We start from the raw sequence: 26,103 nt of genomic DNA, 5'->3' as shown, positions 1-26,103 counted from the left end.
GGCCCGCGGGCCCGGCACACGCCGGGCCCGCGGGTGGATCTCAGCTCTCCGGGAAGGCGAAGAACTCCAGCGCGATGCCGTCCGGGTCGCGGAAGGAGATCCCGCTGCCGTAGTGGGACTTCTTGATGCCGTCGTGCTCGATGCCCAGCTCGGTCAGCTTCCTCGCCCACTGCTCCAGCTCGGCGTGCGAGCCGGCGGCGAAGCTGACGTGGTCGAGCCCGGTGCGCTGCTCGTCGAACCGGTCGCGGGACTCGCGCCCCTGATGGGTGTGCAGGCCGAACAGCATGCCGCCGTCGAGGGCGAACACCGTGTGGTGAAAGCGGCCACCGTCCTCGTCCTCGTCGAGGACCGGATCGGCGCCGAACAGGGCCGCGTACCACGTCGTGCTGCGCTCGAGGTCGCTGACGGTCAGCGCGACGTGCTGCAGTCCGGGGAAAGCCACTGGGAAGCTCCCTTGCTCCTCGCGTGCGGGTATCGCGACCTGTCTATCAGCCGGGGTCCCGGCCGCGCGCCTCTCCGAGCGGACGGGTCCGGCGGGTGCGTCAGCCCTTCGGCATCAGGACCTTGTCGATCACGAACACGGTGGCGTTCGCGGTCGGGATGTTGCCGCACAGGACGTTGGCCGTGTTCCCCATGCCGTCGGTGACGGTGGGGGCCTCCGGGGTGCCGCCGACGGTGAGGTCCCCACCGGCGAGCTGGGTCAGGGTCTTCGCCTCGACCAGGCCCGCGGCGTCCATGCGCTGCGGCGTCACGTGGTAGGACAGCAGGCCCTGCAACGTCTCGGTGTCCGCGAGCAGTGCGTTGAACTGCTCCTCGCCCAGCTGTTCCTGCACGGCGGTGAAGGCGTCGTTCGCCGGCGCGAACACCGTGATCGCCTCCTGCTGGTTCAGCGTGTCGGCCAGGCCGGGCACCTTGCCGACCGCGGTCACCAGCGTGCTCAGCAGCGGGTTGTTGCTCGCCGCCGTGGCGACCGGCTGCGGTCCCATCGAGTCGATCGACCCGGGCTCGTCGCCCTGCGGGAGCTGCCCGCAGGCCGGGCCGAAGACGTCGGCGTCGGTGGTGACGCCGTCCGATGCCGGCATGGCCGGTGCGGACGACATCGGCTGCCCGGACGACATCGGCGGCGCCGACTCCGCGGGGGCCGCCGGCTCGGCGCCGCCACCGCAGGCGGCGAGGCCGAGGGTCAGGGTGGCGAACAGGCCGATGGTGGCGAGGGTACGGGTCGCGCGCATTGTCTCGGTTCCTCTCGGAAGAATATGTCGGTGCCGGTGGGTATTCGGATCCCGCCGCCGTACGGTTCGCCGGAAGCGGTGGAAAAACGGTGACGCAGCAGTTTCCGCGGAATCAGGTGACGGTGACGAGGACCGAGGGCCATCCGGTCGCGCCGTCCGGCACCGGGTCGGCCCGCTGCCCGGTCTGGGTGTCGCCGCGCCGGTCCGTGGCACGGGCCTGGAGGGTGTGGCTGCCGGGGCCCAGGTCGAGCTCGGCCCGCCACATCCGCCAGGTGTCCGGGCCGACCTCGGTCGCCAGCTCCGCCGGGACCCACGGCCCGTCGTCGGCCCGGACCTCGACCGCGGCGACCCCGACCGGTTGCGCCCAGGCGACGCCACCGACCTGCACCCGGCCCGCGGCGAGGCGGGCGAACCCGGCCGGGGCGTCGATCCGGCACTGGGTCTTGATCGGGGCGCGCACGGCCCACCCGCGGTCACGCCAGTACGCGCTGCGCTCGGCGAACGTCGTGAGCTCCAGCTCGGTGACCCACTTGGTCGCCGAGACGTAGCCGTACAGGCCGGGCACGACCATCCGCGCGGGGAAGCCGTGCTCGGCCGGGAGCGCCTCCCCGTTCATCCCGACGGCGAGCAGCGCGCCCCGGCCGGGTTCGAGCACGGTCGCCGTCGGAGTGCCCGCGGTCCAGCCGTCCCGGCTGGTGGAGACGATCTGGTCGGCGCCCGGGTCGACGCCGGCCTCCCGCAGCAGCGGGGCCAGCTCGACCCCGGTGAACACCGCCGTGGACACCAGGTGGCCACCGATCGGGTTCGAGACGCAGGTCATCGTGATGATCCGCTCGACCAGCGGGCGGGCCAGCAGGTCGTCCATCGTCAGCGTGAGCTCGCGGGCCACCCGCCCGTGGATCCGCAGGGACCAGTCCTCGGCGGGGACGGCGGGGACCTGCAGGGCGACGTCGATGCGGTAGAAGTCGGCGTTCGGCGTGACGAACGGGACCGTGCCGGGGCCGGGGAAGGTGGCCGACGCGGGCACGGTGGGGCCGGGCCCGGACGGCCGGGCCGCGGCGAGCCGCCGGGTCAGCGCGGCACGGGAGTCGGCGAGGCCACGCCCCGAGGCGAGCGCGGCACCCGCCCCGCCCGCGACCAGCGAACCCACGGCGACCGCCGCCGAGGCCCCGGCCAGCACGGTGCGCCGGCGGACCGGGGCGGTGTCGCGGTCCTCCTCGCCGGGGCCGTCGCGGTCGTCGGGCGGGCCGGTAGGCCGGTCCGCGGCCGCCTCGACGGCTCGGCGGTGCAGGCCCCGCTGGACGGCCACCCCGACCAGCAGCGCGACCACCGGCGCCGCCAGGCCGGCCGGACGCACCGCGGGCGCACCCAGCACCGCCGCCACCCCGACCACGCCCAGGACGACCACGAGGACGGTCCCGGGTGCCGGACGGCGCCGTGCGGCCAGCCCACCGGCGACCGCGGCCGCCAGCAGGAGCACGCCGATCCCGGCGAGCAGGACCGGCTTGTCCGCCGTCCCGAACGCCGACTTCGCGAACTCGACGACGGGCCGGGGGGAGAGCCGCACGACCGCGTCGCCGACCGCGAAGAACGGTGACGACGTGGGTGTCAGGAATCCCGCGACGAGGTGACCGGACGCGATTGCCGCGACGATCGCGAGCATTTCCACCGCGGCGGCCACGAATCGCGGAAGAATCGCACGGCGCCCGTCGTCCGGTGCGCGTTCCTCGGTCGGCACACCCGTTCTTCGGAGAACGGGTGGGGTGCGGTTCGGATGTGCGGCGAAATCCCGGTCAGCGCAGCTCGAGCCGCTCGCCGGGCTCCTCGAGTGCCGCACGTGCCGGCGGGACCTGCTCGGTGTCGGGCTCGGTGGTCGGCGCCGGCAGGGCCGTGTCGGCGGCCAGCCCCTTCTCGGCCGCCGAGGTCCGCACGGCGTCGACGACCAGCAGCAGCGCGGGCCGGCGCGCCGAGTTGGTCCGGTAGGCCAGCGACACGGTGCGGGTCAGGGCGTCACCCAGGGCGACGACGTCGACCCCCGGCGGCCGCAGCGCCAGCCCCAGGTCCGACACCACCGTCACGCCCAGGCCGGCCGCGACCATCGCCATCGCGGTCGCCTGCTCCTCGACCTCGTGGTCGATCCGCGGCGCGAACCCGGCGGACTGGCAGGCCAGCCGGATCGCGTGCCCGAAGTGCGAGCGAGCCGGCGACACGATCCACGGGTGCTCGGCCAGCTCGGCGAGGGTGACGCTGGCCATCGGCACCGCCCCGGCCGGGACGGCGGCGTAGAGCCGCTCCACCGCGACGACCTCGCGGTGCAGGCTGCGGTCCCAGGTCATCGGGTAGTTCGAGTAGTCGATCACGAACGACAGGTCGAGCGCGCCGTCCCGGACGGCGGCGGCGGTCTCCTCCGGGGCCAGCTCCCGGGTCCGCACCTCGATGCCCGGATGGCTGCGGGCCAGCGCGGTCAGCGCGTCGGGCAGCAGCCCCGACGCCACCGACGCCCACACCCCGGCGGTGAGCCGCGCCGCCACCGACTCGCCGGCCTCCTCCAGCGCCTGGGTCGCGCGTTCCACCGAGGCGAGGATCTCCTCGGCGTGCTCGGCGAGCAGGACCCCGAGGTCGGTGAGCCGGACGCGGCGCCCGCGCCGCTCGAACAACCGTGTGCCGACGTCGCGTTCGAGCTGCGCCAGCTGCTGCGACACCGCGGACGCGGTGTAGTGCAGCGCCGTCGCGGCCGCCGTGATCGTCCCGCGTCGGTGCAGCTCACGCAGCATGCGCAGGCGCGGAAGCGAGAGGTCCATGCGGACGAGGGTAGTGGCCCCACGTCGTTGTGCAGGAACCCTGAACACCGCACTGAATGATCCGTAAATGGACGCCGGTCGAGGTGCGGGCCCATGGTGGGGTCACCGGACGGCGCCGCCGCCCGGGGGACGACGAGGTCCGGCAGGTGATACGCGACCGGCGCCCCCTCCCGAGGTGGTGACGGCCGGTGCGACAGACGAGGAGGTGGGTCGCCATGACGACGATGCAGAACCCGGGCGGGAGCACCCCGCAGGTTGCCGCGCAGACCGCTGCCGGGCTCCCCGGAACCGGGGTGAACCCCGCCGTCGCCCCGGCGACCCGCCGCACCGAGCCGTACCTGCGCCTGCAGTGGAACGACACGGTCACCGGCGCCGTCGGCTACCTGGTGGTGCACACCCTGCGGGCCGGCCTGGCCACCGGTGGCACCCGGATGCGCGCCGGCTGCACGCTCAGCGAGGTCGAGGACCTGGCGCGCGGCATGGCCAACAAGACCGCGACGTTCGACCTGCCGATCGGCGGGGCCAAGGGCGGTGTCGACTTCGACCCGAAGGACCCGCGCGCCGTCGAGGTGATGGAGCGCTACTTCGAGGCCATGCGCCCGTGGCTCGACGCGCACTGGGTGACCGCCGAGGACCTGGGCGTGCCGCAGCACCTGATCGACGAGGTCTTCGACCGGCTCGGTCTGGACCAGAGCTTCCACGCCGCGATCCGGCGGGCCGCCGACCCGGCCGCCACCTGCGAGCGGGTCCGCCGGGGCCTGAACGCCGAGGTCGAGGGCGGGTTCCTGCTCGGTGACGTGATCGGTGGCTACGGCGTCGCGCACTCCTGCCTCGCCGCCGCCGTCTCCTGGGGGCAGGTCCCGGCCGAGACGACCGTCGCGATCCAGGGCATCGGCACGATGGGCGGCTCGGCCGCCTACTACCTGCACGAGGCCGGGATGAAGGTCACCACGGTGGCCGACGCGGCCGGCACCCTGCACTGCGCCGACGGCCTGGACATCCCGGCGCTGCTGGACCTGCGCGACGAGTACAACGAGGTCGACCGCACGCGGCTGCCGGAGAACGTCGAGCAGCTGCCGCGCTCGGCGGTGCTCTCCGCCGAGGCCGACATCCTGGTCCCGGCCGCCATCTCCTACGCGATCACCCCGGACAACTCGTTCGACGTCCGGGCCCGCGTCGTCGTGGAGGCCGCGAACGCCGCGACCACCCCGGAGGCGGAGGCCATGCTGGCCGCGCGCGGCGTCCCGGTGCTGCCGGACTTCGTCGCCAACGCCGGCGCCGTCGCCTGGGCCTGGTGGCTGCTGCTCGGCCAGGTCGACGATGCCCCGGACACCTCGTTCGACCGGCTGCGCACCGTGATGCACACCAAGGTCGCGCAGCTGATGGCCGCGTGGACCGAGCAGGGCGTCACCCCGCGCGAGACCGGCCACCGCTGGGCCGACGACCCGGCGCCGGTCACCGGGCCGGTCGTCATCCCCTGACCGGACAGCCGGGGCGGGCGGGGACACCCCGCCCGCCCCGCTGCGCCTGCCGCAACCGCTCACCGATTGCCGTGGATGCGCACCCGATCGCGCGAACGTCCACGGAATCGGTGAGCGTCGGCAGATCCGGTGAGCGTCGGCAGAGCCGGTGAGCGTTTCGGTGCTGCTGTGGGGCAGGCCGGCCGCGCCCCCGGGCCGGCCTACGAGCCCCCCATCGTCTCCGGGATCCACAGCACGATCTGCGGGAACGCGGTGAACAGCAGCACCAGCAGGAGCATCGCCGCGATGTAGGGCACGACCGCCCGGAAGATCTGTTCGGGCGGTCGTCCCGTGGCCCGGGCGACGATGAACACGTTGAGGCCCAGTGGTGGGGTCACCAGTCCGATCTCGGCCAGCAGCACGACCATCACCCCGAACCAGATCGGGTCGAAGCCGAGCTCCTCGACCACCGGCAGCACGATCGGCACGGTCAGGGCGAGGATCGCGATCTGGTCCATGAACGCGCCGAGCACGAGGTAGACCACGGCGATCAGCAGGAAGACCACCGTCGGTGGGGCGGCGAGCCCGCCGATCGTGTCCACCAGGCCCTGGGTGACCCGGGTCAGGGTCAGGAAGTAGCCGAGCAGGAACGCGGCCATGATGATCAGCAGGATCATCGCGCTGGAGGCCAGTGTGGCGCCCAGTGCCGCGCGGATCCCGGCGAGCGTGAGCCGCCGGCGTGCGGCGCACAGCCCGAACGCACCGAGCGCGCCGAGCGCGGCGGCCTCGGTCGGTGTGGCGAGTCCGAAGTAGATCCCGCCGACGACGAGCGCGAACAGCAGCAGGACCGGGCCGACCGCGGTGAGCGTGCGGACCTTGACCGCGATCGGGTGCGCCTCACCCCGCGGGGCGAGGTCGGGGTTGCGGCGGACCAGCAGCAACGTCGTCGCGATGATCGCCAGCGTGACGAGCAGGCCGGGCAGGAACCCGGCGAGCAGGACCTTGCCGACGCTGGCCTCGGCGAGGATCGCGTAGAAGACCAGGATGATGCTCGGCGGCACCATCGCCGCGAGGGTCCCGACGACGGCGACCAGCCCGTTGGCCAGCCTGCCGTCGTAGCCGCGGTCCTCCATCTCCGGGATGGAGGTCGCGGCCAGGGTCGCCGCGGCGGCGGTCGAGGATCCGGACACGGCCGCGAACGCGGCGCCGGACACCGTCGTCCCGACGCCGAGGCCGGCCGGCAGCCGCCCGACCCAGACCCGGGCCGCGTCGAACAGCTCCGAGGCGACCCCGCTGAGCAGCACGAACTGCGCCATCAGGATGAACAGCGGGATCGGCGCCAGCGAGTGCGACGCGATGGCCGAGTGCGGGACCGTCTCCAGGAACCCGGCGAGCACCGGCAGGCCGCCGTAGGAGATCAGACCGACCAGACCGGACAGTCCGATGGCGAACCCCACCGGCACCCGGAGCAGTAGCAGGACCAGCAGGAGGAGCAGGACTCCGGCGACGAGCATCAGTGCACCTCCGGCTCGGAGACGGCGGACCCGGTATCGGGGACCGAGGCGGGCGCCCCGGTGACGAGCAGCAGCACGAGCCGGGCGGCGGTGACGAGTGCGCCGAGCGGGACCATGACCGTCGAGGTCCACACCGGCCAGGACAGCTCCGCGGACCCGGCGGGCGGCGCGTACCCGCCGGCGGCGACGTCGGTGGTCAGCAGGATCCCGCCCACGGTCACCGCGAGCAGGAACACCAGTCCGGTTCCCGCGGCCAGCCGGTCGCACCACGGCTGCACCGCGCGGGGGAGCCGGTCGTAGAGCACGTCGATCGCCACGTGCGCGCCCTCCCGCACGGTGACCGGCAGGCCCAGGTAGAAGAACGCGACCATGAGGTAGTTGCTGACCATCCCGACCGACCACGACAGCGGCGAGCCGAGCACGTAGCGGGCCACCACCTCGGTGCACATCAGCAGCACCATCGCCGCGAGCGCGAGCCCGGCGACGAGCCCGAGCGCGTCCTCGACGCGGCGCAGCATGCGCTCAGCCATCCGAACCACCCCGCTCGGCCGTGGCGAGTGCCTGTTCCATCGCGGTCAGCGTCGCGGCACCCGGCAGCCCGCGGGCCTCCATGTCCGCGACCCACTGCCCGCGCACCGGCTCCAGCGCCGTGCGCCACTGCGCGACTTGCTCGGGGGTCTGCTGGGTGAAGTGCAGGCCGCCCTCGGCGAGCGCGGTGCGCGCCCGCTCGTTCTCCTCCTCGATGCCCCGGCACAGGTGGGCGGTGGTCTCGGCCCCGGCCCGGGTCAGCACGGCGCGCAGGTCCTCGGGCAGCTCCCGCCAGGTCCGCTCGCCGATGGTGTAGCTGAGGGTGAAGCTGCCCAGCGGCGCGCCGAGCGTCGAGTCCGTGGCGACCTCGTCGAGCCGGTACGGGGTGGCGCTCATCGGTGGCAGCGTCGTCCCGTCGACGGTCCCGCGGGACAGAGCCTCGTACATCTCCGGCCCGGCGATCGAGACCGGGGCCGCGCCGAGTGCATCCACCGCGGCGTCCAGCACCCCACCCGACGAGCGCAGCTGCAGGCCGGCCACATCGGACGGACCGGTGACCGGGACGCCCACCGTCATCACCTCGTAGCCGGGCTGGACACCGACGAACAGCATCCGTAGCCCCTGCGGGCCGTACTCGCTGGTGTGCAGGATCCCGGCGCCGGAGCCGTCCGGACCGCCCGCGGACATCAGCTCGCTCAGCGCCGCCGCCGGGCGGCAGGCGTCGGTGCTCATGCCGGGCAGGTCGGCCACGTTCGACAGCGGCAGCCGGTCGGCCAGGTACGGCGGGGACACGACGCCGATGTCGATCGCGCCGGAGCGGGTGAGCGCGACGTGGTCCTCGGCCTCGCCCAGCTGCGCGGACGGGAAGTAGTCGAAGGCCAGGCGCCCGTCGGAGAGCTCGACGGCCCGCTCGACGAAGAAGTCGACCCCGTCGCGCGACGCCGGGTGGCTGGGCGGGTAGGAGTCGCCGATCCGCAGCGTGGTCACCCCCGGTGGCGCACCGGACGGTGCCGCACCGCAGGCGGCCAGGCACAGCACGGCCACGAGCAGCACGGCCGCCCGGCGTGCCGGAGCCGGTACGGGTCGGGGTACGGCAGGTCTGGGCGGCGTCGGTTCGGGCAACGGCGGTCCGGACAACACTGTCCTCCTCGGTCGGTGCTCGGTCTCAGGCTCCCGGCGGCGGGGGACCGGTCGATCCACCCGGATGCAGCTCGGAGGTCAGCAGCACGTCGTCGGCGGGGCCGTCCCCGCCGATGCGGCCGACGAGCAGGCGGGCCGCCCGCCGCGCCAGCTCCGGGTAGTCCACGGAGACGACGGTCAGCGGCGGGTCGTGCAGCGCGAACCAGGCCGGGTCGCCGTAGACGACCAGCGACAGGTCCCCGGGCACGCGCAGCCCGGAGGACCGGACCTCGCGGGCCACGGACAGCGACAGGGTCCCGCCGCCGACGACGAGTGCGGTCGGACGGTCGGCGCGGTGCAGCAGCTCGCGTGCCGCGCCCGCACCGTGGTCGGTGGCCGGCTCGAGCAGCCGGACGGCCAGTGCGTCCGGGTCGAGGCCGGCGGCCGCGGCGCCGTCGCGGACGGCGGCCAGCCGCCGGGCACCGTTCGAGATCGACCGGCTCGGTCCGATGTAGCCGATCCTCCGGTGCCCGAGGTCGGCCAGCCGGGTCACCGCATCACCCAGCGCGGCGTCGTCGCTGAAGACCCCGGGGGCGTCGATCCCGCAGCCGCGGTGGAACTGCACCACCGGCAGGTCCTGCAGCAGCTCGCGGGTGCCGGGCAGGATCCCGGTGCTGGGGGAGAGGACCACGCCGGCGACCCGGGTCGCGACCAGGTCGCGGAGCTGGTCGAGCTCGCGGCGCGGGTCGTTCTCGGTGATCGTGAGGATCATCTGCGTGCCGTCCGCGGAGAGCAGCCGGGCGCATTGGGCGGCGACGGCCGAGTAGGCCGGGGTGTCGACGTAGGGGATCACGAAGCCGACGAACGCCCGGCTCGAGTTCGACGACAGCGCGCGGGCGTGTCGGTTCGCGATGTAGCCGCGGTCGCGGGCGTGCTCGCGGATCCGGTGGGCCAGCTCCGGCCGCACCCGGGAGCTGCCGTTCAGCGCCCGCGAGACGGTCGCGGTCGACACCCCCAGCTCGCGGGCCAGGTCCACCACACCCACCTCGCCGCGACGCGAGCGAGCCGGCATGGCGCAAACCTTTACATCGACAGCGGGCGGACCCGGCCCCGCGGAACCGGTGCCGTGGGTCCTCAGCAGACACGGCCGACCGGGATCCGTCAACCCCGGCCGGGTGGGTTCCACGTGCTGCGATCCCGCCCTGCGGTCCGGGTGGACCGTGCGGTGGCGGGGTGTGGTTGACCCGTTCGTGGCCTGCGTGCTCTACTCGGTGCAGGCTGTGCGTGTAAACCTTTACATCTGCGAGAGCCTGCACCCTGCACCGAGGCGGAGGAGGTCGGCCGATGACCGGCGCGGCGAGCACCGGACCACTGACGGGCCTGCGGGTCGTCGACGCCGCGACCCTGGCCGCGGGACCGCTCATCGCCACCTGGCTCGGCGAGCACGGCGCCGACGTGATCAAGGTCGAGCAGCCCGACGGCGGTGACCCGCTGCGCCAGTGGGGCGCCCAGCGCGACGGCGTCGGTCTGATGTGGAAGTCGGTGTCGCGCAACAAGCGCTCGGTGACCGCGAACCTGCGTCAGGAGGCCGGCCGGGATCTGCTGCGCGGCCTGGTGGACACCGCGGACGTCGTCGTGCTCAACCTGCGCCCGTCCACACTGGAGCGCTGGGGGCTGGACCATGCGACGCTGTCGGCGCGCAACCCGGGCCTGGTGACGGTGCACGTCACCGGCTACGGCGCGGGCGGCCCGAAGTCCGACCGGCCCGGGTTCGGCACCCTCGGCGAGGCGATGAGCGGGTTCGCCCACCTCACCGGACATCCGGAGGGGCCGCCGACACTGCCGTCGTTCATGCTCGCCGACGGCGTCGCGGCACTGACCGCGACCTGGGCGGTGATGATGGCGCTCTACCACCGTGACGTGCACGGCGGTCCCGGGCAGCTGATCGACCTGAACCTGATCGAGCCGCTCGCACGGCTGATCGAGCAGCCGGTGCTGACCCACGACCAGCTCGGGACCGTGCCGAACCGCACCGGCAACCGCTGGGACATCTCCGCGCCGCGCAACACCTACCGCACCGCCGACGGGCACTGGCTGGCGATGTCCGGGTCCGCCCCGACCATCGCGATGCGGGCGCTGCGCGCGGTGGGCCGGCCGGACCTCACCTCGGACCCGCGGTTCGCCGAGGCCCAGCAACGGCTGAAACACGCCGGCGAGATCGACGCGGTGATGGCCGACTGGGTCGCCGGGCGGACCCTGGACGAGGCGATGGCGGTGTTCGAGGAGGCCGAGGTCGCCGCCGCCCCCGTCTACGACGCCCCGCAGCTGCTGGCCGACCCGCAGCTCACCGCCCGCGGCACCTACCCCGTCGTACCGGACCCCGAGCTCGGCGAGATGCGGGTGCAGGCACCGGTGCCGAAGTTCTCGGCGACCCCGGGCCGGATCACCCACCTCGGCCCGGCGCTCGGGGCGCACACCGACGAGGTCTACCGCGAGCTGCTCGGACTCGACGACGACCGGCTCGCCGAACTCCGTGCACAGGAGGTGCTGTGATGTCCCGGACGGTCCGTGCCCGTCGCAGCGAGCTCGCCACCCCGGCGAGCAACGAGCACATGTTCGCCAAGGCCGCCGCCGCCGGCGCCGACCTGGTGTTCCTCGACCTGGAGGACGCCTGCGCCCCCGCGGAACGCGAGGCTGCCCGCGGCAAGGCCGCGCGGGCGCTGCGCGAGCTGGACTGGGGCACGACGACGCGGGCGATCCGGATGAACGGCGTCGACACCCGGTGGGCGCACGGCGACGTGATCGAGGTGGTCACCGCCGCCCGCGAGGCACTCGACGTGATCATCGTGCCGAAGGTCCGGGCGGCCCGGGACGTGTGGTGGGTCGACGTGCTGCTCACCCAGCTCGAGGAGACGCTCGGGCTGGGGGAGCGGATCGGCCTGGAGGTGCTGATCGAGGAGGTCGAGGGCCTGCAGGACGTCGACGCGATCGCCCGCTCGTCGGACCGCCTCGAGGCGCTGATCTTCGGCGCCGGCGACTTCTCGGCCTCGCAGGGCGCGCGGGTCGACACCAACTTCGACCCGCGTGCCGACTACCCGGGCGACCTCTGGCACTACGCCCGCTCGCGGATCGTCGTCGCGGCCCGGGCCGCCGGCATCGAGGCGGTCGACGCGCCCTATCCGAACTACCGCGACCCCGACGGCTACCGGCTCGCGTGCGAGCGGGCCGGGGCGATGGGCTTCGCCGGCAAGTGGGCGATCCACCCGTCCCAGGTGGAGCCGGCGAACGCGGTGTTCGCACCGACGCCGGAGGAGATCGCGCACGCCCGGCGCACCGTGGCCGCCTACCGCGACGCGGAGGCCGCGGGCCGGGGCGCGACCGGGCTGGACGGGATGCTGGTCGACGCGGCCCACCTGCGGCACGCCGAGACCGTACGGACGAAGGCGGCCCTGCTGGGCCTGGACGGCGGGGAGGACCGATGACCGAACGGATGACCCTGGTCGGGTTCATGCAGGCGGGCAACGTCACCGTGTACTCGGGGTCGTGGCGCTACCCGTCGGCGGACCTGTCGTTCCTGTCGATGGACTACTACACGCGGATCGCCCGCACGCTCGAGCGCGGACTGTTCGACCTGATGTTCTTCGACGACCGGCTGGCGATGCCCGGCGTGTACGGCGACTCGGTCGCCGACGCGGTGCGCTACGGGGCCCGCCCGGTCAAGCTCGACCTGACCGCGGTGCTCGGCGGCATCGTCGCCGCCACCGAGCGGATCGGCGTCGGCGCAACCTACTCCACCACCTACTACGACCCGTTCCACGTCGCCCGCACGTTCGGCACCCTGGACCACCTCTCCGGCGGCCGGGCCGCGTGGAACGTCGTGACCTCCGTCAACGACTCGGAGGCGCAGAACTTCGGCCGCGACACCCACCTCGGGCACGACGAGCGCTACGACCGGGCCGACGAGTTCCTGGAGGCGGTCACCGCACTGTGGGACTCCTGGGAGGACGACGCCCTGGTGCTGGACCGCGAGTCCGGGGTGTTCGCCGACCCGGACAAGGTGCACGAGGTCGGCCACCGCGGCGAGTACTTCGCGGTGCGCGGCCCGCTGACCGTCCCGCGCACCCCCCAGGGCCGCCCGACGATCCTGCAGGCCGGGTCGTCGGGACGGGGCCGGTCCTTCGCCGGACGCTGGGCCGATCTGGTGTTCACCGCGGCGCCGGGGATCGCGGTCGCGCAACAGCAGTACGCGGAGCAGAAGGAGGCCGTCGCGCACGCCGGGCGGGACCCGAAGGAGGTCCGGCTGCTCCCGATGGCCTACACCGTGGTCGGGGAGACCGAGGCCATCGCCCGGGAGAAGGAGCGGCTGTTCCTCGACGAGTACGTGCACCCGCTGGCGTCGCTGGCGCTGCTGTCGGAGGTCAACAACTACGACTTCGCCGCGCACGACCTCGACGACCCGGTCACCGAGGAGATGATGGCCGCCGGGCGCGGGATCCGCGGGCTGGCCGAGGGCGTCGCCCGCCACCTCGACCGGCCGGTGACCGTCCGCGACCTCGCCGCGCACCGGGCCACCCTGCTGCAGGGGCCGCGGTTCGTCGGGACGCCCTCTCAGGTGGCCGACGGGATGGAGGAGTGGTTCCGCTCCGGGGCGTGCGACGGCTTCGTGCTGGCCGCGACCCACCTGCCCGGGGCGTTCGAGGAGTTCGTCGCGATGGTGGTGCCGGAGCTGCAGCGGCGCGGGCTGTACCGGACCGCCTACGAGGGCACCACGCTGCGCGACCGGCTCGGCCTCGCCCGTCCCTGAGCGCTCAAGCCGGCGGGGTCGCGAGTGCCGCGATCCGGACGGCGAACGCACCCAGGTCGGCGAGACCGCCGTCCCGGATACTGTGGGCGAGGAGCTCGTCGTCGACCTCGGCGTAGAGGTGCACGATCAGGTTCCGGGCACCGGCGAGAGCGACCATGCGACCGGCCAGCCCGTCGTCGAGCACCCCGACCTCGGCGAGCACCCGGAAGGCGTCGCCGTAGTCCCGCGGGGTCCGGTGACCGTCGGCAGCGATCACGTGGTTCGCGAGGTCGATGCAGATCTGGGCCGCGGTCTGCACGAGGTGCCGGCGTCGGTACGGGTCCGGCGCGTCCTCGGCCAGCAGGCCCCGGTAGCGCTCGAGCATCACCAGCAGGCGACGGACCCGGTCCGCGTCGACCACTACCGCAGTCCTTCCTGCGCGACCCGGCGCAGGAACGACCGCGTCGTCTCCTGCACGACCGGGCGGAACTCGATCCACCGTATGCGGGCGTCGACCTCGAACCGGACCCGCGCGGGCTCGTCCGCGCCGAGCAGGAGCCTGCCGGACTCGGCGACCGTCCCGCGCAGCTCGAGGCCGGCCCGTGCCAGGTCGACCACATCCACCGGTGTTCCCAGTCGCGTGGCCAGGTCCGCGGCGAGCCGCTCGGTCGCGTCGAAGGCAGGGTCGTCCGCCGCGAAGAGGACGGCCACGTCGTGGTCGCTCCCGTCGCGCGCGCGACCTTCGGCGCGCGAACCGAAGAGGTAGGCCACCGCGACGCCGTGCGCGCGGAACACCTCCCCGAGATCCGCGAGGACGGGCTCCATGCCGTTCATCGTGGCACAGCGCCCGGCCCACAGCGGTCAGCCCGCGCGGTCGCCCCGGCGGCGGTCGTCGTGGTGCAGCTCGTCGTGGCGCATCCGGGCCTCGACGTGCTGCTCGGCGCGGCGCGCCTCCCGGGTCGCCGCGGCCGCCCCCACCGGGTACCCGGCCTTCATCACCCGCGTCTCCGAGGCCTCGACCACGTAGACCATCGCGTAGAAGTAGCCGATGAACGCACCGGACACGATCGCGCCGAGCCGTACCCAGGGCGGACCCGGCACGACCAGGTAGAGCAGCAGGAGCAGCGGGACGAGCTGCACCGTGGTGCGGAGGAGGTGGCGCAGCCACCAGGTCCGGCACGTCACGTCGTGCAGCACCCAGCGGTGGTACCGCTCGGGAAGCCGGGCGCCGAAGGCGTAGGCCAGCCAGCGGAACGGGTTCGGGCGAGTCATGTCGGCCTCCATCTTAGGTGACCCTCACCGCCCGGGTGACGTGTCGGTTCACACCCCCGGATGGCGGACGAGCAGCGCGACGGCGTCGGTCCGGTGCCGCGGGGCGCCCTGGGGTGCCACGACGACCCCGTCCGGACCGGGGGCCGGTCGTGGCAGGGGGTGCCCGGCCCGTGCCGCGCCGACGAGGTCGCGGACCCGCTGCCCCACCCGATGGTAGAACTCCAGCTGCACCCCGCGCCCGAACAGGGCGAACCCCAGCCGGTAGAGCGGGTTCGGGATGCGGGCGGGCCGGGAGAACGCGCGGATCACGAACTCCACCTCGCCGGTGCGCAGGTCCTTCACCACCTCGTAGGTGAGCCGGCCCCGTTCGAGGTGACCCCGCAGCGTGTCGTAGGTCCAGCCCCACACCCGGACGCCGTCGCGGACCTCGTCGACGACCTCGGTGACCCGCACCCCGAGATGGAAGCGCAGCGGGCCGAACCGGCCCTCGAGCAGCATGTCGCGGCCGAGGAGCGGGTCGGCGGGCCGGAAGAACCCACGGACCCGGCGGTGGTCGGTGAACTGGTAGTCGCGCACGACGGCGCACGCCCGCTCCCAGTCCCCGTCCGGGACCGGGTCGCCGGGTGGCTCGGTCCCGACCAGCGCGCGGCCGTGGTCGACGTACCAGCCCGCCCCGGGGCGGTCCGGGGCCTCGGCAGGGTCGACGTTCACCGGCCGCCCGGCGAGCCCGGACAGGTCGTCGGCACGGTGCACCGCCGACGGGCGGGCGTGCCGCCGCCCGGTCAGGACCGGCCTCCCCGCGCACCGGACTCGTCGCGGCGGCCCTCGTCCCGGCGTAACGACTCGCCGATCGCCCAGAGCATCGACGGCCACAACCCCACGTAGATCGCCCGGCGCTCGGCGTTGCCCCGCTCGTCCTGGTCGACGGTCTTGGCCCGTAGCCACATCACGATCGCCAGCCCCACCGATCCCAGCGAGAGCCACTGCAGGTGTGCGCCGCGCAGCCCGCCCCGGCGCAGGATTCCTCCGACCGTCATGCCCAGGGCTTTCCCGCGTGGCGCCGGGCCTACACCCGTGCTGCGATGGCGTCATGGGCACCCGTCGTGCACCCGTGACCGGCGACCGGCGTTCCCGGTCGGTGGCGGCCCTGGTCCGCTGGCCGCTCGGTGTCGCGCTCGTGTCCTGGCGGTACTTCTGGCGCACCACCCCGATCCACCGCAGTGACGTCGCCGGTGACCGGTCGGACCTGCCGCCGCCCGCCCCGGCGGACAGAGACGTACAGCGCCCCGACGACGGCTACGGCACCCTGCTGCACCGCCGCTACGCGGTCCGGATCCGCGGGTCGTCGCTGGGCCCCGAGGAGCTGCTGGAACGGCTCGCCGCGGACCCGGACCGGTGGTCACCGGAGTTCGCGGTGTTCCGCCGTACCCGGGGCGACGACGGCTCGATGGCGGTCGGCGACGAGTTCCTCATCCGGATGCCGGGACCGTGGGACGGACCGGTCCGGGTGTGTGCCGCGGACGCGGCCGGGTTCTCGTTCGTCACCCTGCGCGGGCACCTGGAAGCGGGCCGGATCGAGTTCCGGGTCGAGCGCGACGGCGCGGACCTGCGGTTCACGATCGAGTCGTGGGCGCGGCCCGGCGACCGGCTCTCGCACCTGCTCTACAACCGCCTGCGGGTCGCCAAGGAGGTGCAGCTCAACATGTGGACGCATGCCTGCATCCGGGCCGCCCGGCTCGCCGGCGGCCGCCCGCACGGCGGCGTCACCGTGCACACCCGGCGCCTCGAAAACCGGGTGCGCCAACCGGAGGCGCGTGTCTAACCTGCGGCCCGTGACAGCCTCGATACGCCTGCGCGTCGCCTGACGGCGGCGCTGCGCCCGGTCCCCGACCCCGACGGTCCTCCCCGCGGCACCGCCGTCCCGCAGCCGGTCCCCGTACCCCTGCCGGGCGGCGCCCTCGTCTGCGCGCGTCCGGCTCCCTCGCAGGGAGCCTCGATTTGTCACGCCCTCTCGGCCGGCACGAGCACGGCCAGAACTTCCTCGTCGACCCCGCCGTCCCCGCTGCGCTCACCGCGGTCGCCGCCCGCTGGTCCCCGCGCCCGCTGCTCGAGCTCGGCGCCGGCGACGGCGCGCTGACCGCGGCGCTGCTGCGGCTCGGCCGCCCCGTCACCGCGATCGAGCTCGACCCGCACCGGGTGGTCCGGCTGCGGCAGCGCTTCGGTGACACCGTGCGGGTGCACCGCGGTGACCTGACCCGCGAGCGGCTGGACCGGCCCGTCGACGTCGTCTCCAACGTCCCGTACGCGTTGACCACCCCGCTGCTGCGCCGGCTGCTCGGCGCGCCGCGCTGGGCGCACGCGCTGCTGTTGCTGCAGTGGGAGGTCGCCCGCAAGCGGGCCGCCGTCGGTGGGACCACCGCACTCACCGCGCGCTGGTGGCCGTGGTTCGAGTTCCGGTTGCACGACCGGGTGCCGGCGCGCGCCTTCCGGCCGGTGCCGTCGGTGGACGGCGGTGTGCTGGAGATCGTGCGCCGGGAACATCCGCTGGTCAGTGGCCCGGTGCGGCCCTACCAGCGGCTGGTCGACTCGGTGTTCACCGGACGCGGCCGTGGGGTGGTCGACGTGGTCGGGCGGCGGTTCGGCCGCGACGTCGCGGGTCGGTGGGCCGCGGAGTGCGGCGTGGACCGGCGGGCGCTGCCCCGGGACCTGGGCCCGGGGCAGTGGGCCGAACTGCACGCGCGGGCCCGATCGTGAGCGTTTCCGATCACTCTCCGTTGCGCAGAGCAGGTCCGATCTGGTCGGCTGTCCGGCGTGGAGCGGACGGAGCTGACGCGACGGCGGTGGGTGGACCACGGCCGCCTGTCGTCGCAGGCCTGTCGCTGACGCCGCCCCGTCCGCATCCACACCGGATCGTCCGCGGTCCGCCCTCACCCCCGGCAGGTCACCCGTGTCCAGCACGTCCACCGCCGCGCGCCCCGGTGCCACCCCGCGCCGCGCCGCCGTCGCCAGCCTCATCGGTACCACCATCGAGTGGTACGACTTCTACCTCTACGCCACCGCGGCCGCGCTGGTGTTCGCGCCGCTGTTCTTCACCGACGTCAATCCCGCGGCCGGGGTGCTCGCCTCGTTCGCCACCTACGCCGCCGGGTTCGGGGCCCGTCCGATCGGCGCCGTCGTGGCCGGTCACCTCGGCGACCGGGTCGGACGGCGCACCGTGCTCGTCGGCTCGCTGGTCCTGATGGGCGCCGCGACGACCCTGATCGGCCTGCTGCCCACCTACCCGACGGCCGGCCTGCTCGCGCCGATCCTGCTCGTCGTGCTGCGCCTGCTGCAGGGGCTCGCGGTCGGTGCCGAGTGGGCGGGCGCGGTGCTGATGGCGGTCGAGCATGCCGAGGGGGAGAACCACGAGCGCCGCCGCGGCTTCTACGGCAGCTTCCCGCAGATCGGCTCGTCGGCCGGCATGCTGCTGGCCTCCGGCGTGTACGCCGCGGTGCTCGCGATCGCCGGCAAGGAGGCGTTCCTCGCCGGGGCCTGGCGGATCCCGTTCCTGCTCAGCTTCGTCCTCGTCGTGGTGGGGCTGGCGATCCGGCTGACGCTGGCCGACCCCGCGGTGTTCACCGCGGCCCGCGACTCCGGGTCCCTGGCCAAGCAGCCCGTCCTGGAGGTGCTGCGCACCGAGTGGCGCACCGTGCTGCTGGCGGTCGGCACCCGGATCGCGCAGAACTCGGTCTACATCCTGGCGACGACGTTCGCGCTGACCTACCTGGCCCAGGGCACCGACGCCGCCGAGAACGCCGGGCTGACCGCGGTCATCGTCGCGTCCGCGATCGGGCTGTTCTCGACCCCGCTGTGGGCGATCCTGTCCGACCGGGTCGGGCGCAAGCCGGTCTACCTGGTCGGGGCGATCGGGGCGCCGCTGTTCCTCGGGGCGTTCTTCCTGCTGCTCGACTCCGGGTCCACGCTGCTCATCGTCGTCGCGATGCTGGTGCTGGTGAACCTGTTCCACGACGCCATGTACGGACCGCAGGCCGCCTGGTACGGGGAGCTGTTCGACACCCGCGTCCGTTACAGCGGTGCGTCGCTCGGCTACCAGATCGGGTCCGTGATCGGGGGGACGACGCCGCTGGTCGCGACCGCGCTCCTGATGGCGGGCGGCGGACGTCCGTGGCTGATCTGGGGATACTTCGGGCTGCTGTTCGCGATCTGCATCGTGTCCACCGTGCTGGCCCCGGAGACCCTCCGGACCGGCCTGCGCCGCACACCCGAACGGGAGGAACTCACCGTATGAGCCGTCGCATCCTGCTCAACGCCTTCGACATGGGCTGCGTCGGGCACCAGTCCGCCGGGCTGTGGCGCCACCCCTCCGACGAGGGCCACCGCTACACCGAGCTCGAGCACTGGACGTCGCTGGCCCGGATGCTCGAGGACGGCGGGTTCGACGCGCTGTTCCTGGCCGACGTGCTCGGCGTCTACGACGTGTACGGCGGTTCCCGCGACGCCGCGGTCCGCGCCGCCGCGCAGGTGCCGCTGGCCGACCCGCTGCTGCTCGTCCCGGCGATGGCCGGGGCGACCTCGCGGCTCGGGTTCGGGGTGACCGTGTCGGTCGCCTACGAGCATCCCTACGCACTGGCCCGCCGGTTCACCACGCTGGACCACCTCACCCGGGGCCGGGTCGCCTGGAACGTCGTGACGTCCTACCTGGACTCCGCGGCGCGCAACCTGGGCCGGTCCGGGCAGCTCCCGCACGACGAGCGCTACGAGCTCGCCGAGGAGTTCCTCGAGGTCTGCTACAAGCTGTGGGAGGGCTCCTGGTCCGACGACGCCGTCGTCCGGGACCGCGAGCGCGGGGTGTTCACCGACCCCGCCCGGGTGCACGACATCGGCCACCACGGGCGGTGGTTCGACGTGCCCGGCCCGTTCCTGTCCGAGCCCTCGCCGCAGCGCACCCCGGTGATCTTCCAGGCCGGGGCGTCGCCGCGCGGCGCGCGGTTCGCCGGCACGCACGCCGAGGCGGTGTTCGTCTCGGGCCCCTCGCCCGCCGTGGTGCGCCGCTCGGTCGACGCGATCCGCGCCGAGGCCGAGCGGGCCGGCCGGGACCCGCGCTCGGTCAAGATCTTCGCGATGCTCACCGCGATCGCCGGGGAGACCGACGAGGCCGCCCGCGCGACCCTCGAGGAGTACCTGGCGCTGACCGACCCGCAGGCCGCGCTCGCGCTGTTCGGCGGCTGGTCCGGTGTGGACCTGTCCGGGGCCGCGCCGGGGGAGAAGCTGGAGTACGTGCAGACCGAGTCGACGCGCTCGGCGCTGGCGTCGTTCACCGGCCCGGACCGGGACTGGACCGTCGGCGAGCTCGCCGAGTTCATCACGGTCGGCGGCCGGGGACCGGTCGTCGTCGGGTCCGGGGCGACGGTCGCCGACGAGCTGGAGCGCTGGGCCGACGAGGCCGACCTCGACGGGTTCAACCTCGCCTACGCGGTGACCCCGGGGACGATGGCCGACGTCGTCGCGCACGTCGTGCCGGAGCTGCGCCGGCGCGGGCGGGTCCCGCAGGCGGCCGACGCCGGCGGGCCGACCCTGCGCGAGCGGTACGGCACCGGCGACGGCGCCCGGCTGGCGAAGGAGCACCCCGGGGCGGGGCACCGCACGCTCGGCTCCTGACGGAAGTCCCCCCCGCGTGTCGCGGCGGTGACCGCGGTCGCCCGCCACCACGGACGGACCACCCACGACCGGGTGAAACCCGCCGTCCATGCCCGGATCCTCCGTGTCGTGCCCGCCCCGTCGTGATCGTCTCTTCCCGGTTCGGTCGTCGATCCGGGGGAGCAGGCAATGTCGGGACGGGTGCGTGGCCGCGGCACCGCGCTGCTGGCCGCGGCCGTGGTCGGGGCACTGATCCCGGCCGGTGCCGAGGGCCTCGTCCGGACCGGCTCCGGCGCCCCGGAACCGGCCGGTGCCGCCGCGTTCGTGGCCCCGGACGCCGGCCACGCGGGACCCGTGCGCGGTGCGGCCCGGGCCGGTGCGACGGCCGAGCAGCAGTCCGCTCCCGCGCAGCAGGCGCCCGCCGTCACGCACCGGGAGAACCGGATCGACACCCCCTCGGGCCCGGTGACCACCGACATCGTGGTCGCGGACCTGCGCCGGTCGGGCGTCGAGGCCACGCTGCTCACCGGTGCGGCGGTCGGGGAGCGGGCCACCGTTCCCGAGCACGCCGCACGGGCCGGCACCGTCGCCGCCGTCAACGGGGACTTCTTCGACTTCGCCCGCAGCAACGCACCCGCCGGGCCGTCGGTCCGCGACGGCCGGATGCTCACCTCCGCGGTCCCGCCCGGGCGGCGGCTCGCGCCCGCCGTGCCGGGCAGCGAGCCCGGGGACGCGCTCACCGTCGACGCCACCGGCACGCCCCGGGTGGACCGGCTGGACCTGGTGGCCTCGGCGACCGGGCCCGGCGGGAAGCTCCCGATCCGGGCACTGAACACCTACGCGGTCCCGGTCGGGGGCATCGGGCTGTTCACCCCCGACTGGAACGGCGACCGGGCCGCCGCCCTGTGCGGCAGCGACACCGACCGGGACGCGCCGTGCGCGCCGGACCGGGTGGAGGTCGTGGTCCGGGACGGCCGGGTCACCGACGTCCGCCCGCCCGGCGGCGGCCCGATCCCGGAGGGCGAGCAGATCCTGGCCGGACGCGACGAGGGCGCGGCCGCGCTGCGCGGGCTCGCCGTCGGCGACCGGGTCACCGTGCGGCACTCGGCCGGGACCGCCTCCGGGGTGCCGGCCGACACGGCGGTCGGGGGCAGCCCGATCCTGCGCGACGGAGCCCCGGTACCCGGCCTCGACGGGGCCGAGCGCGACCCGCGCAGCGCCGCGGGCGTCACCGCCGAGGGACGGCTGGTCCTGCTCACCGCGGACGGGCGCGAGTCCACCAGTGCCGGTCTCACCCTCGCCGAGACCGCCGAGCAGCTGCGCGCGGCCGGCGCCGTCGACGGCGTCAACCTCGACGGGGGCGGCTCCTCGACCCTGGTGTACCGGGGGCAGGTGGTGAACAACCCCTCCGACGACGCGCACCGCGCGGTCCCGAACGCGCTGGGCATCGTCGGGGGCTGACGCTCAGGGCGAGCGCCGGACGGTCACCTCGAGCATCGCGAACAGCTGCTCCACCAGCCAGTCCCGCAGCTCGGCGCGGTCCGGCGCGCGACCGGCCTCCAGCCAGGCCAGCACCGAGCCCTCGACGAGCGCGACCCAGCCGCGCAGCGTCATCAGCTGCAGCGGCGTCGGCTCGCCCAGCCCGCCGCGCGCGCAGAGCAGCTCGACCATGTGGTCGCGGACGCTGTCGACGAGCGTGTCGGTGGCCCCGGTCGAGACCACCGAACCGCTGCGCAGCAGCGCGACGTAGGCCCGGGCGTGCCGTTCCACCACGTCGAGGAACACGTCGAGCACCGTCGCCAGCTGCGCGTCCAGCGGCCCGTCCCCGGAGAGCGCGACCCGGGACACGAGCTCGTCGACGACGCTGCCCAGCGCGGCGACCTGCAGCTCCTCGACCCCGGAGAAGTACCGGTAGAACAGCGCCCGGGACACGTCCGCGGCGCGGGTGACGTCCTCGACCGCGACGTCCTCCGGGGCCTGCCGGCCGTAGAGGTCCAGCGCGGCGGACACCAGCTGGGCCCGCCGCGCCTGCGGCGTCATCCGCCGCGGGGAACGTGCCGGTGACGAGGTCATCACCCCCGAGGGTACGGGCCCAGGACCTCCACGTAGCCCTCCGTCCCGTGCACGCGGATGCGCTGCCCGTCCTGCACGAGCCGGGTCGCGTTCTCCACCCCGACGACGGCGGGCAGGCCGTACTCCCGGGCGATCACCGCGCCGTGCGTCATCAACCCGCCCACCTCGGTGACCAGGCCGGCGATCCCGACGAACAGCGGCGTCCAGCCGGGGTCGGTGCTGGTGGTGACGAGGATGTCGCCGGCCGCCAGATCGGCGCGCGCCATGTCCAGGACCACGCGCGCCCGTCCCTCGACGGTCCCGGCGGACACCGCCAGCCCGGCCAGCGCCCCGGCCGGGACGTCGTCGCGGTGGTAGGCGCCGGCCGGGACCTCCCCGTCCGAGGTGATCACCCGCGGCGGGGTGAGGTCCTGGAACGACCGGAACTCCGCGCGCCGCGTGCGGATCAGCCCCTCGTCCACCCGGTTCGTGCGCACGACCTCGGCGAACTCCTCGAGCCGCAGGTAGAACACGTCCTCGGCCGCGCGCAGGACCCCGGAGTCCACGAGGCGACCCGCCTCCCGGAGCAGCGCCTCCTTGTAGAGGGCGTAGCGCTGGATCATGCCGAACTTGGGGTACTCCCGGTACCCGGCGAAGGCGCGGACGCGGTCGATCATCTGCTCGGTCTCGTCGGCCCTGCACTGCCCGTCCGGCAGCTCCCGGATGCGGCGCAGCAGGTCCTGCTCCTTCTCCCGGGCCTGCCGGCGCCCGTCCTCGAACAGCCGCTCGGCCGCGCCCGGCTCGTGGTTGTGGAGGTAGCCGAGCAGCGTCGACGCGAGCAGGGCCGGGCGCTCGTTCCAGCGCGGCCGGGTGATGTCGATCTCGCCGGCGCAGCGCACGCCGTAGCGGTCGAGGAACGCCACCAGCGCGTCCCGGGCCACCGGCCCGCCGTCCGCGACCGCCCCGAGCTCGTCGAGGAAGCCGTGGTCGGGGTCGTCGGGTTCCTCGGGGTGCTCGACGCCGGCCAGGAACGCCACCACGTCCGGGTACGGGCGCATCGCGTCCGCGACGTCCAGCAGCGCCAGGCCCATCTCCGAGGTGACGTTGTGCGGGACGGACTGGGACAGCGTGTCCGCCACGTTGCGCTCGCCCAGCCACTCCAGGACGTGACTGTTGAGCCAGGACGCCGCCGCCATGCCCGCCCTGATCACCTGGCCGCTCCGCGGGGTGAACAGGGTCCGCCGCAGCTCCGCGAAGTCGGCCAGGACGAACTCGACCAGCTCGGGTCCGGACCGGGCGTGCAGGTCGCGTTCCAGCGCGGCGACGGACGCCCGGGTGTCCTCGACGAGCTCGGCGACGAGTGCCGGGTCGGCCTCGATCGGGTCGCCCGGGCCGGCCTCGCCGGCGACCTTCGGCGCCCCGGCGGGACCCGGGTCCGCAGGCACCGGCAGGAAACCCTCACGGTCGAGGACGGTCTGCAGCGCGTCGCCCATCAACGGGTCGGACTCACCGAGGCCGACCAGGATGCTCGCGCGGCTCTCCGGGGCGGCCAGGGCCGCGGCGACGTCGACGAACAGCCGTCCGCCTGCCTCGGCCATCGACCGTGGGGTCGTCCGCTGCCACACGGAGAGGCCGAGGGGTCGCATGGCGTCGGTCATCATCTGCTGGTGGCCCACGGAGACGTAGACGTGGTTCTCCCCGTCGTCGGCCTCCGGGACGGGGAACAGCGTGGTGATCGGCCGGCTCTGGACGATGTGGAACTCGTCGCCGGCCAGGCACCACTCGATGTCCTGGGGGCGGCCGAAGTGGGCCTCGATCCGCCGGCCGAGCCGCACCAGCCGCAGCGCCTGGTCGTCGGTCAGCACCGGCCGGTCGTGCCCGGCCCTGGTGACGACCGCGTCGTCGCGCACGGTGCAGGTGTCCGGGTTCACCGTGCCGGAGACCAGGGCGTCGCCGAGGCCCCGCACGGCGTCCACGGTGGCGGCCTTGCGGTTCGAGGTCACCGGGTCGGCGGTGAACAGGACGCCGGCCGCCTCCGCGGCGACCATCGCCTGCACGACGACGGCCATGTCGACCCGCCGGTGGTCGACGCCGTGACGCAGCCGGTAGGTCACCGCCCGCTCGGTGAACAGCGAGGCCCAGCACCGCCGGACGTGCTCGAGCACTGCCGCCGGACCGACGACGCCGAGGTAGGAGTCGTGCTGGCCCGCGAACGAGGTGCCCGGCAGGTCCTCCGCGGTCGCGCTGGACCGGACCGCGCAGGCGGTGTGGGCACCGAGCCGGGAGAGCGCACCGCCGACCGCCGTCACGAGGTCGTCGGGCAGCGGGATCGCCTCGACCACCCGGCGGATCTCCGCGCTCGCCGCGCCGATCGCCTCCCGGTCGGCCGGGGTCAGGTCCGTCAGCCCGTCGAGCGCGCCGGCGAACGACGGTGAGCCCGCCACGACACGGCGGTAGGCCTCCGCCGTCACGCAGAAGCCGTCGGGTACCCGGATCCCCTCGATCCGGGACAGTTCGCCCAGGTTGGCTCCCTTGCCGCCGACCTCGTCGATCCCGGTCCCACTGATCCCCACTGCGTCGAGCCCCACCACACCGGGCCCCGCCGTGCTGATCCCCGCCGTGCCGATCCCCGCTGCGTCGCCCCCCGTTGTGCTGACCTGCACCGCACGGTCCACTCACTGCCCCCTCGTCGCCCCGATCCGGATTGCGGCGGCGAGTATGGCGGAGGAAATAAGTCCTCATGAGGCCCGTGGATCCTGTATAAGCTGAAGTGGGCGGGGAAGACGAGTTGCCACTCCCGCCGCCTCCCCGTTCACGCGGATTCCACCGATGACTCCCGGCACCGCCGGGGGTCTGTCCCGGTGGACCCGTCCGTGACAGGGGAGGACGCGATGACGACGCACGCGACCGGGACGCGCGAACAGTGGCGCGCCGCCTATGAGCGGCAGCTGGAAGCGGAGAAGGACCTGACCCGCCGGGCGACCGCGCTCGCCCGGGAGCGGCAGGCGCTGCCCTGGGTGCCGGTCGAGAAGCAGTACCGGTTCGACACCACGGCCGGTCGGCGCACGCTCGGCGAGCTGTTCGACGGACGTTCCCAGCTGATCGTGCGGCACTTCATGCACGGGCCGAACACTCCGGACGGGTGCCCGGGGTGCACCTTCGAAACGGACAACCTGATCGGCGCGGTACCGCACCTGGCACGCCGCGACGTGACGTTCGTCCTCGCCTCGCGCTCGCCGCTACCGCTGCTCACCGCGTACAAGCAGCGGATGGGCTGGGACGTCGAGTGGGTGTCGTCCGGGGACAGCGACTTCGACGCCGACTTCTTCGGGTACATGCACGTCCCGACGCCACACCGGGACTACGGAGCGGGCAGCGGGAGCATGCTCGACGTGATGGAGCTGATGGCGCTGAGCTGCTTTGCGCTGGAGGACGGGGTCGTCCATCACACCTACTCGACCTACGACCGCGGCACCGAGGCGCTGAACGCCACCTGGCAACTTCTGGACCGGGCACCCCGGGGGCGCGGCGAGGACTTCTCCGACTGGCCGCGCAAGCGCGACGAGTACTCCGTATGACTCGCGGTCCGATGAATGCTGTGTCGGGAGAATGAATGTTTCCCAGTAGCGAGTTGATCAGGCCGTCCGGTCGTGTTCGTGGTGGAGCAGGACCAGGGCGGCGGCGGTGATCGCGCCGATCCGCCAA

Annotated in this window: 25 protein-coding genes; 10 read left to right on the top strand and 15 right to left on the bottom strand. The window is 74.2% G+C overall.

Annotated features, from left to right (window positions below):
- Nucleotides 1-40: 40 nt before the first annotated feature.
- The 4 genes from BM093_RS19135 to BM093_RS19120 form a co-directional block, all read right to left on the bottom strand.
- Nucleotides 41-442 (bottom strand): VOC family protein, encoded by a 402-nt coding sequence (locus BM093_RS19135; protein ID WP_093345996.1) that lies wholly within the window; start codon nt 440-442, stop codon nt 41-43.
- Between the two features lie 100 nt (nt 443-542).
- Nucleotides 543-1,232 carry a fasciclin domain-containing protein gene (locus BM093_RS19130; RefSeq protein ID WP_093345992.1) on the bottom strand — a complete coding sequence of 230 codons (690 nt, stop codon included), beginning with the start codon at nt 1,230-1,232 and terminating at the stop codon, nt 543-545.
- A 112-nt stretch (nt 1,233-1,344) separates the two neighbouring features.
- The gene (locus tag BM093_RS19125; protein WP_245773639.1) at nt 1,345-2,970 is read right to left on the bottom strand and encodes a molybdopterin-dependent oxidoreductase; all 1,626 of its coding nucleotides are present in this window, start codon (nt 2,968-2,970) and stop codon (nt 1,345-1,347) included.
- Nucleotides 2,971-3,025: 55 nt separating this feature from the next.
- Complete coding sequence (locus tag BM093_RS19120; protein ID WP_245773638.1) at nt 3,026-4,033, bottom strand: LysR family transcriptional regulator; 1,008 nt, start codon at nt 4,031-4,033, stop codon at nt 3,026-3,028.
- Nucleotides 4,034-4,248: 215 nt separating this feature from the next.
- Here BM093_RS19120 and BM093_RS19115 point away from each other — a divergent pair, with 215 nt between their 5' ends.
- Nucleotides 4,249-5,514: a Glu/Leu/Phe/Val dehydrogenase dimerization domain-containing protein gene (locus BM093_RS19115; RefSeq protein ID WP_177238577.1), complete on the top strand. Its 1,266-nt coding sequence runs from the start codon at nt 4,249-4,251 to the stop codon at nt 5,512-5,514.
- Nucleotides 5,515-5,714: 200 nt separating this feature from the next.
- Here BM093_RS19115 and BM093_RS19110 read toward each other — a convergent pair whose 3' ends face one another.
- The 4 genes from BM093_RS19110 to BM093_RS19095 form a co-directional block, all read right to left on the bottom strand.
- On the bottom strand, nt 5,715-7,007 hold the full coding sequence (locus tag BM093_RS19110) for a TRAP transporter large permease (RefSeq protein WP_093345988.1): 1,293 nt from the start codon (nt 7,005-7,007) through the stop codon (nt 5,715-5,717).
- The gene (locus tag BM093_RS19105) at nt 7,007-7,537 is read right to left on the bottom strand and encodes a TRAP transporter small permease (RefSeq protein ID WP_093345984.1); all 531 of its coding nucleotides are present in this window, start codon (nt 7,535-7,537) and stop codon (nt 7,007-7,009) included. Before BM093_RS19105 ends, BM093_RS19110 begins: the two co-directional genes overlap by 1 nt.
- The gene (locus BM093_RS19100; RefSeq protein WP_177238576.1) at nt 7,530-8,588 is read right to left on the bottom strand and encodes a TRAP transporter substrate-binding protein; all 1,059 of its coding nucleotides are present in this window, start codon (nt 8,586-8,588) and stop codon (nt 7,530-7,532) included. Before BM093_RS19100 ends, BM093_RS19105 begins: the two co-directional genes overlap by 8 nt.
- A gap of 112 nt (nt 8,589-8,700) precedes the next feature.
- Nucleotides 8,701-9,726 (bottom strand): LacI family DNA-binding transcriptional regulator, encoded by a 1,026-nt coding sequence (locus BM093_RS19095; protein ID WP_093345977.1) that lies wholly within the window; start codon nt 9,724-9,726, stop codon nt 8,701-8,703.
- A gap of 272 nt (nt 9,727-9,998) precedes the next feature.
- Here BM093_RS19095 and BM093_RS19090 point away from each other — a divergent pair, with 272 nt between their 5' ends.
- Genes BM093_RS19090 through BM093_RS19080 form a run of 3 tightly spaced genes read left to right on the top strand, consistent with a single transcriptional unit; the run spans nt 9,999 to nt 13,458 of the window.
- Nucleotides 9,999-11,207, top strand: a complete 1,209-nt coding sequence (locus tag BM093_RS19090; RefSeq protein ID WP_093345972.1) for a CaiB/BaiF CoA transferase family protein — start codon at nt 9,999-10,001, stop codon at nt 11,205-11,207.
- Complete coding sequence (locus BM093_RS19085; RefSeq protein WP_093346444.1) at nt 11,207-12,136, top strand: HpcH/HpaI aldolase/citrate lyase family protein; 930 nt, start codon at nt 11,207-11,209, stop codon at nt 12,134-12,136. The genes BM093_RS19090 and BM093_RS19085 overlap by 1 nt, the downstream gene beginning before the upstream one ends.
- Entirely contained in the window at nt 12,133-13,458 is a 1,326-nt protein-coding gene (locus BM093_RS19080) for an LLM class flavin-dependent oxidoreductase (protein ID WP_245773637.1), read from the top strand. Before BM093_RS19085 ends, BM093_RS19080 begins: the two co-directional genes overlap by 4 nt.
- 4 nt (nt 13,459-13,462) lie before the next feature.
- On the opposite strand, the gene hepT is transcribed toward BM093_RS19080, so the two are convergent.
- Genes hepT through BM093_RS19055 form a run of 5 tightly spaced genes read right to left on the bottom strand, consistent with a single transcriptional unit; the run spans nt 13,463 to nt 15,746 of the window.
- Nucleotides 13,463-13,858 (bottom strand): type VII toxin-antitoxin system HepT family RNase toxin, encoded by a 396-nt coding sequence (gene hepT, locus BM093_RS19075; RefSeq protein ID WP_093345967.1) that lies wholly within the window; start codon nt 13,856-13,858, stop codon nt 13,463-13,465.
- Nucleotides 13,858-14,262 carry a type VII toxin-antitoxin system MntA family adenylyltransferase antitoxin gene (mntA, locus tag BM093_RS19070; protein ID WP_177238575.1) on the bottom strand — a complete coding sequence of 135 codons (405 nt, stop codon included), beginning with the start codon at nt 14,260-14,262 and terminating at the stop codon, nt 13,858-13,860. The genes hepT and mntA overlap by 1 nt, the downstream gene beginning before the upstream one ends.
- A gap of 36 nt (nt 14,263-14,298) precedes the next feature.
- Complete coding sequence (locus tag BM093_RS19065; RefSeq protein ID WP_245773636.1) at nt 14,299-14,709, bottom strand: DUF5313 family protein; 411 nt, start codon at nt 14,707-14,709, stop codon at nt 14,299-14,301.
- A gap of 48 nt (nt 14,710-14,757) precedes the next feature.
- Nucleotides 14,758-15,462 carry a DUF1990 family protein gene (locus BM093_RS19060; protein ID WP_093345952.1) on the bottom strand — a complete coding sequence of 235 codons (705 nt, stop codon included), beginning with the start codon at nt 15,460-15,462 and terminating at the stop codon, nt 14,758-14,760.
- 29 nt (nt 15,463-15,491) lie between these two features.
- The gene (locus tag BM093_RS19055) at nt 15,492-15,746 is read right to left on the bottom strand and encodes a hypothetical protein (protein ID WP_093345947.1); all 255 of its coding nucleotides are present in this window, start codon (nt 15,744-15,746) and stop codon (nt 15,492-15,494) included.
- Nucleotides 15,747-15,799: 53 nt separating this feature from the next.
- On the opposite strand from BM093_RS19055, the gene BM093_RS19050 reads away from it, so the two are divergent.
- The 5 genes from BM093_RS19050 to BM093_RS19030 all read left to right on the top strand — a co-directional run bounded on the left by BM093_RS19050 (nt 15,800) and on the right by BM093_RS19030 (nt 21,807).
- Entirely contained in the window at nt 15,800-16,531 is a 732-nt protein-coding gene (locus tag BM093_RS19050; RefSeq protein WP_093345942.1) for a DUF1990 family protein, read from the top strand.
- 176 nt (nt 16,532-16,707) lie between these two features.
- Nucleotides 16,708-17,463 (top strand): 23S ribosomal RNA methyltransferase Erm, encoded by a 756-nt coding sequence (erm, locus tag BM093_RS19045; RefSeq protein ID WP_093345937.1) that lies wholly within the window; start codon nt 16,708-16,710, stop codon nt 17,461-17,463.
- Between the two features lie 193 nt (nt 17,464-17,656).
- On the top strand, nt 17,657-18,997 hold the full coding sequence (locus tag BM093_RS19040) for an MFS transporter (RefSeq protein WP_093345933.1): 1,341 nt from the start codon (nt 17,657-17,659) through the stop codon (nt 18,995-18,997).
- Nucleotides 18,994-20,367 carry an LLM class flavin-dependent oxidoreductase gene (locus tag BM093_RS19035; RefSeq protein ID WP_093345929.1) on the top strand — a complete coding sequence of 458 codons (1,374 nt, stop codon included), beginning with the start codon at nt 18,994-18,996 and terminating at the stop codon, nt 20,365-20,367. The genes BM093_RS19040 and BM093_RS19035 overlap by 4 nt, the downstream gene beginning before the upstream one ends.
- Nucleotides 20,368-20,535: 168 nt before the next feature.
- Complete coding sequence (locus tag BM093_RS19030) at nt 20,536-21,807, top strand: phosphodiester glycosidase family protein (RefSeq protein ID WP_093345925.1); 1,272 nt, start codon at nt 20,536-20,538, stop codon at nt 21,805-21,807.
- A 3-nt stretch (nt 21,808-21,810) separates the two neighbouring features.
- On the opposite strand, the gene BM093_RS19025 is transcribed toward BM093_RS19030, so the two are convergent.
- Both BM093_RS19025 and rph read right to left on the bottom strand, forming a co-directional pair.
- A complete protein-coding gene (locus BM093_RS19025; RefSeq protein ID WP_093345921.1) occupies nt 21,811-22,419 on the bottom strand; it encodes a TetR/AcrR family transcriptional regulator in 609 nt (202 codons plus the stop codon).
- Entirely contained in the window at nt 22,419-25,061 is a 2,643-nt protein-coding gene (gene rph / locus BM093_RS19020) for a rifamycin-inactivating phosphotransferase (protein WP_245773635.1), read from the bottom strand. The genes BM093_RS19025 and rph overlap by 1 nt, the downstream gene beginning before the upstream one ends.
- 228 nt (nt 25,062-25,289) lie before the next feature.
- Between rph and BM093_RS19015 the strand changes: the two genes are divergently transcribed.
- Nucleotides 25,290-25,976, top strand: a complete 687-nt coding sequence (locus tag BM093_RS19015) for a DUF899 domain-containing protein (protein ID WP_093346433.1) — start codon at nt 25,290-25,292, stop codon at nt 25,974-25,976.
- Nucleotides 25,977-26,103 lie beyond the last annotated feature (127 nt).

The sequence above is a fragment of the Pseudonocardia ammonioxydans genome, from assembly GCF_900115005.1.
In the GTDB taxonomy this organism is placed as follows: Bacteria; Actinomycetota; Actinomycetes; order Mycobacteriales; family Pseudonocardiaceae; genus Pseudonocardia; species Pseudonocardia ammonioxydans.
The sequence above is the reverse complement of the archived record's forward strand: the minus strand, read 5'-3'. Positions and strand labels throughout refer to the sequence as shown.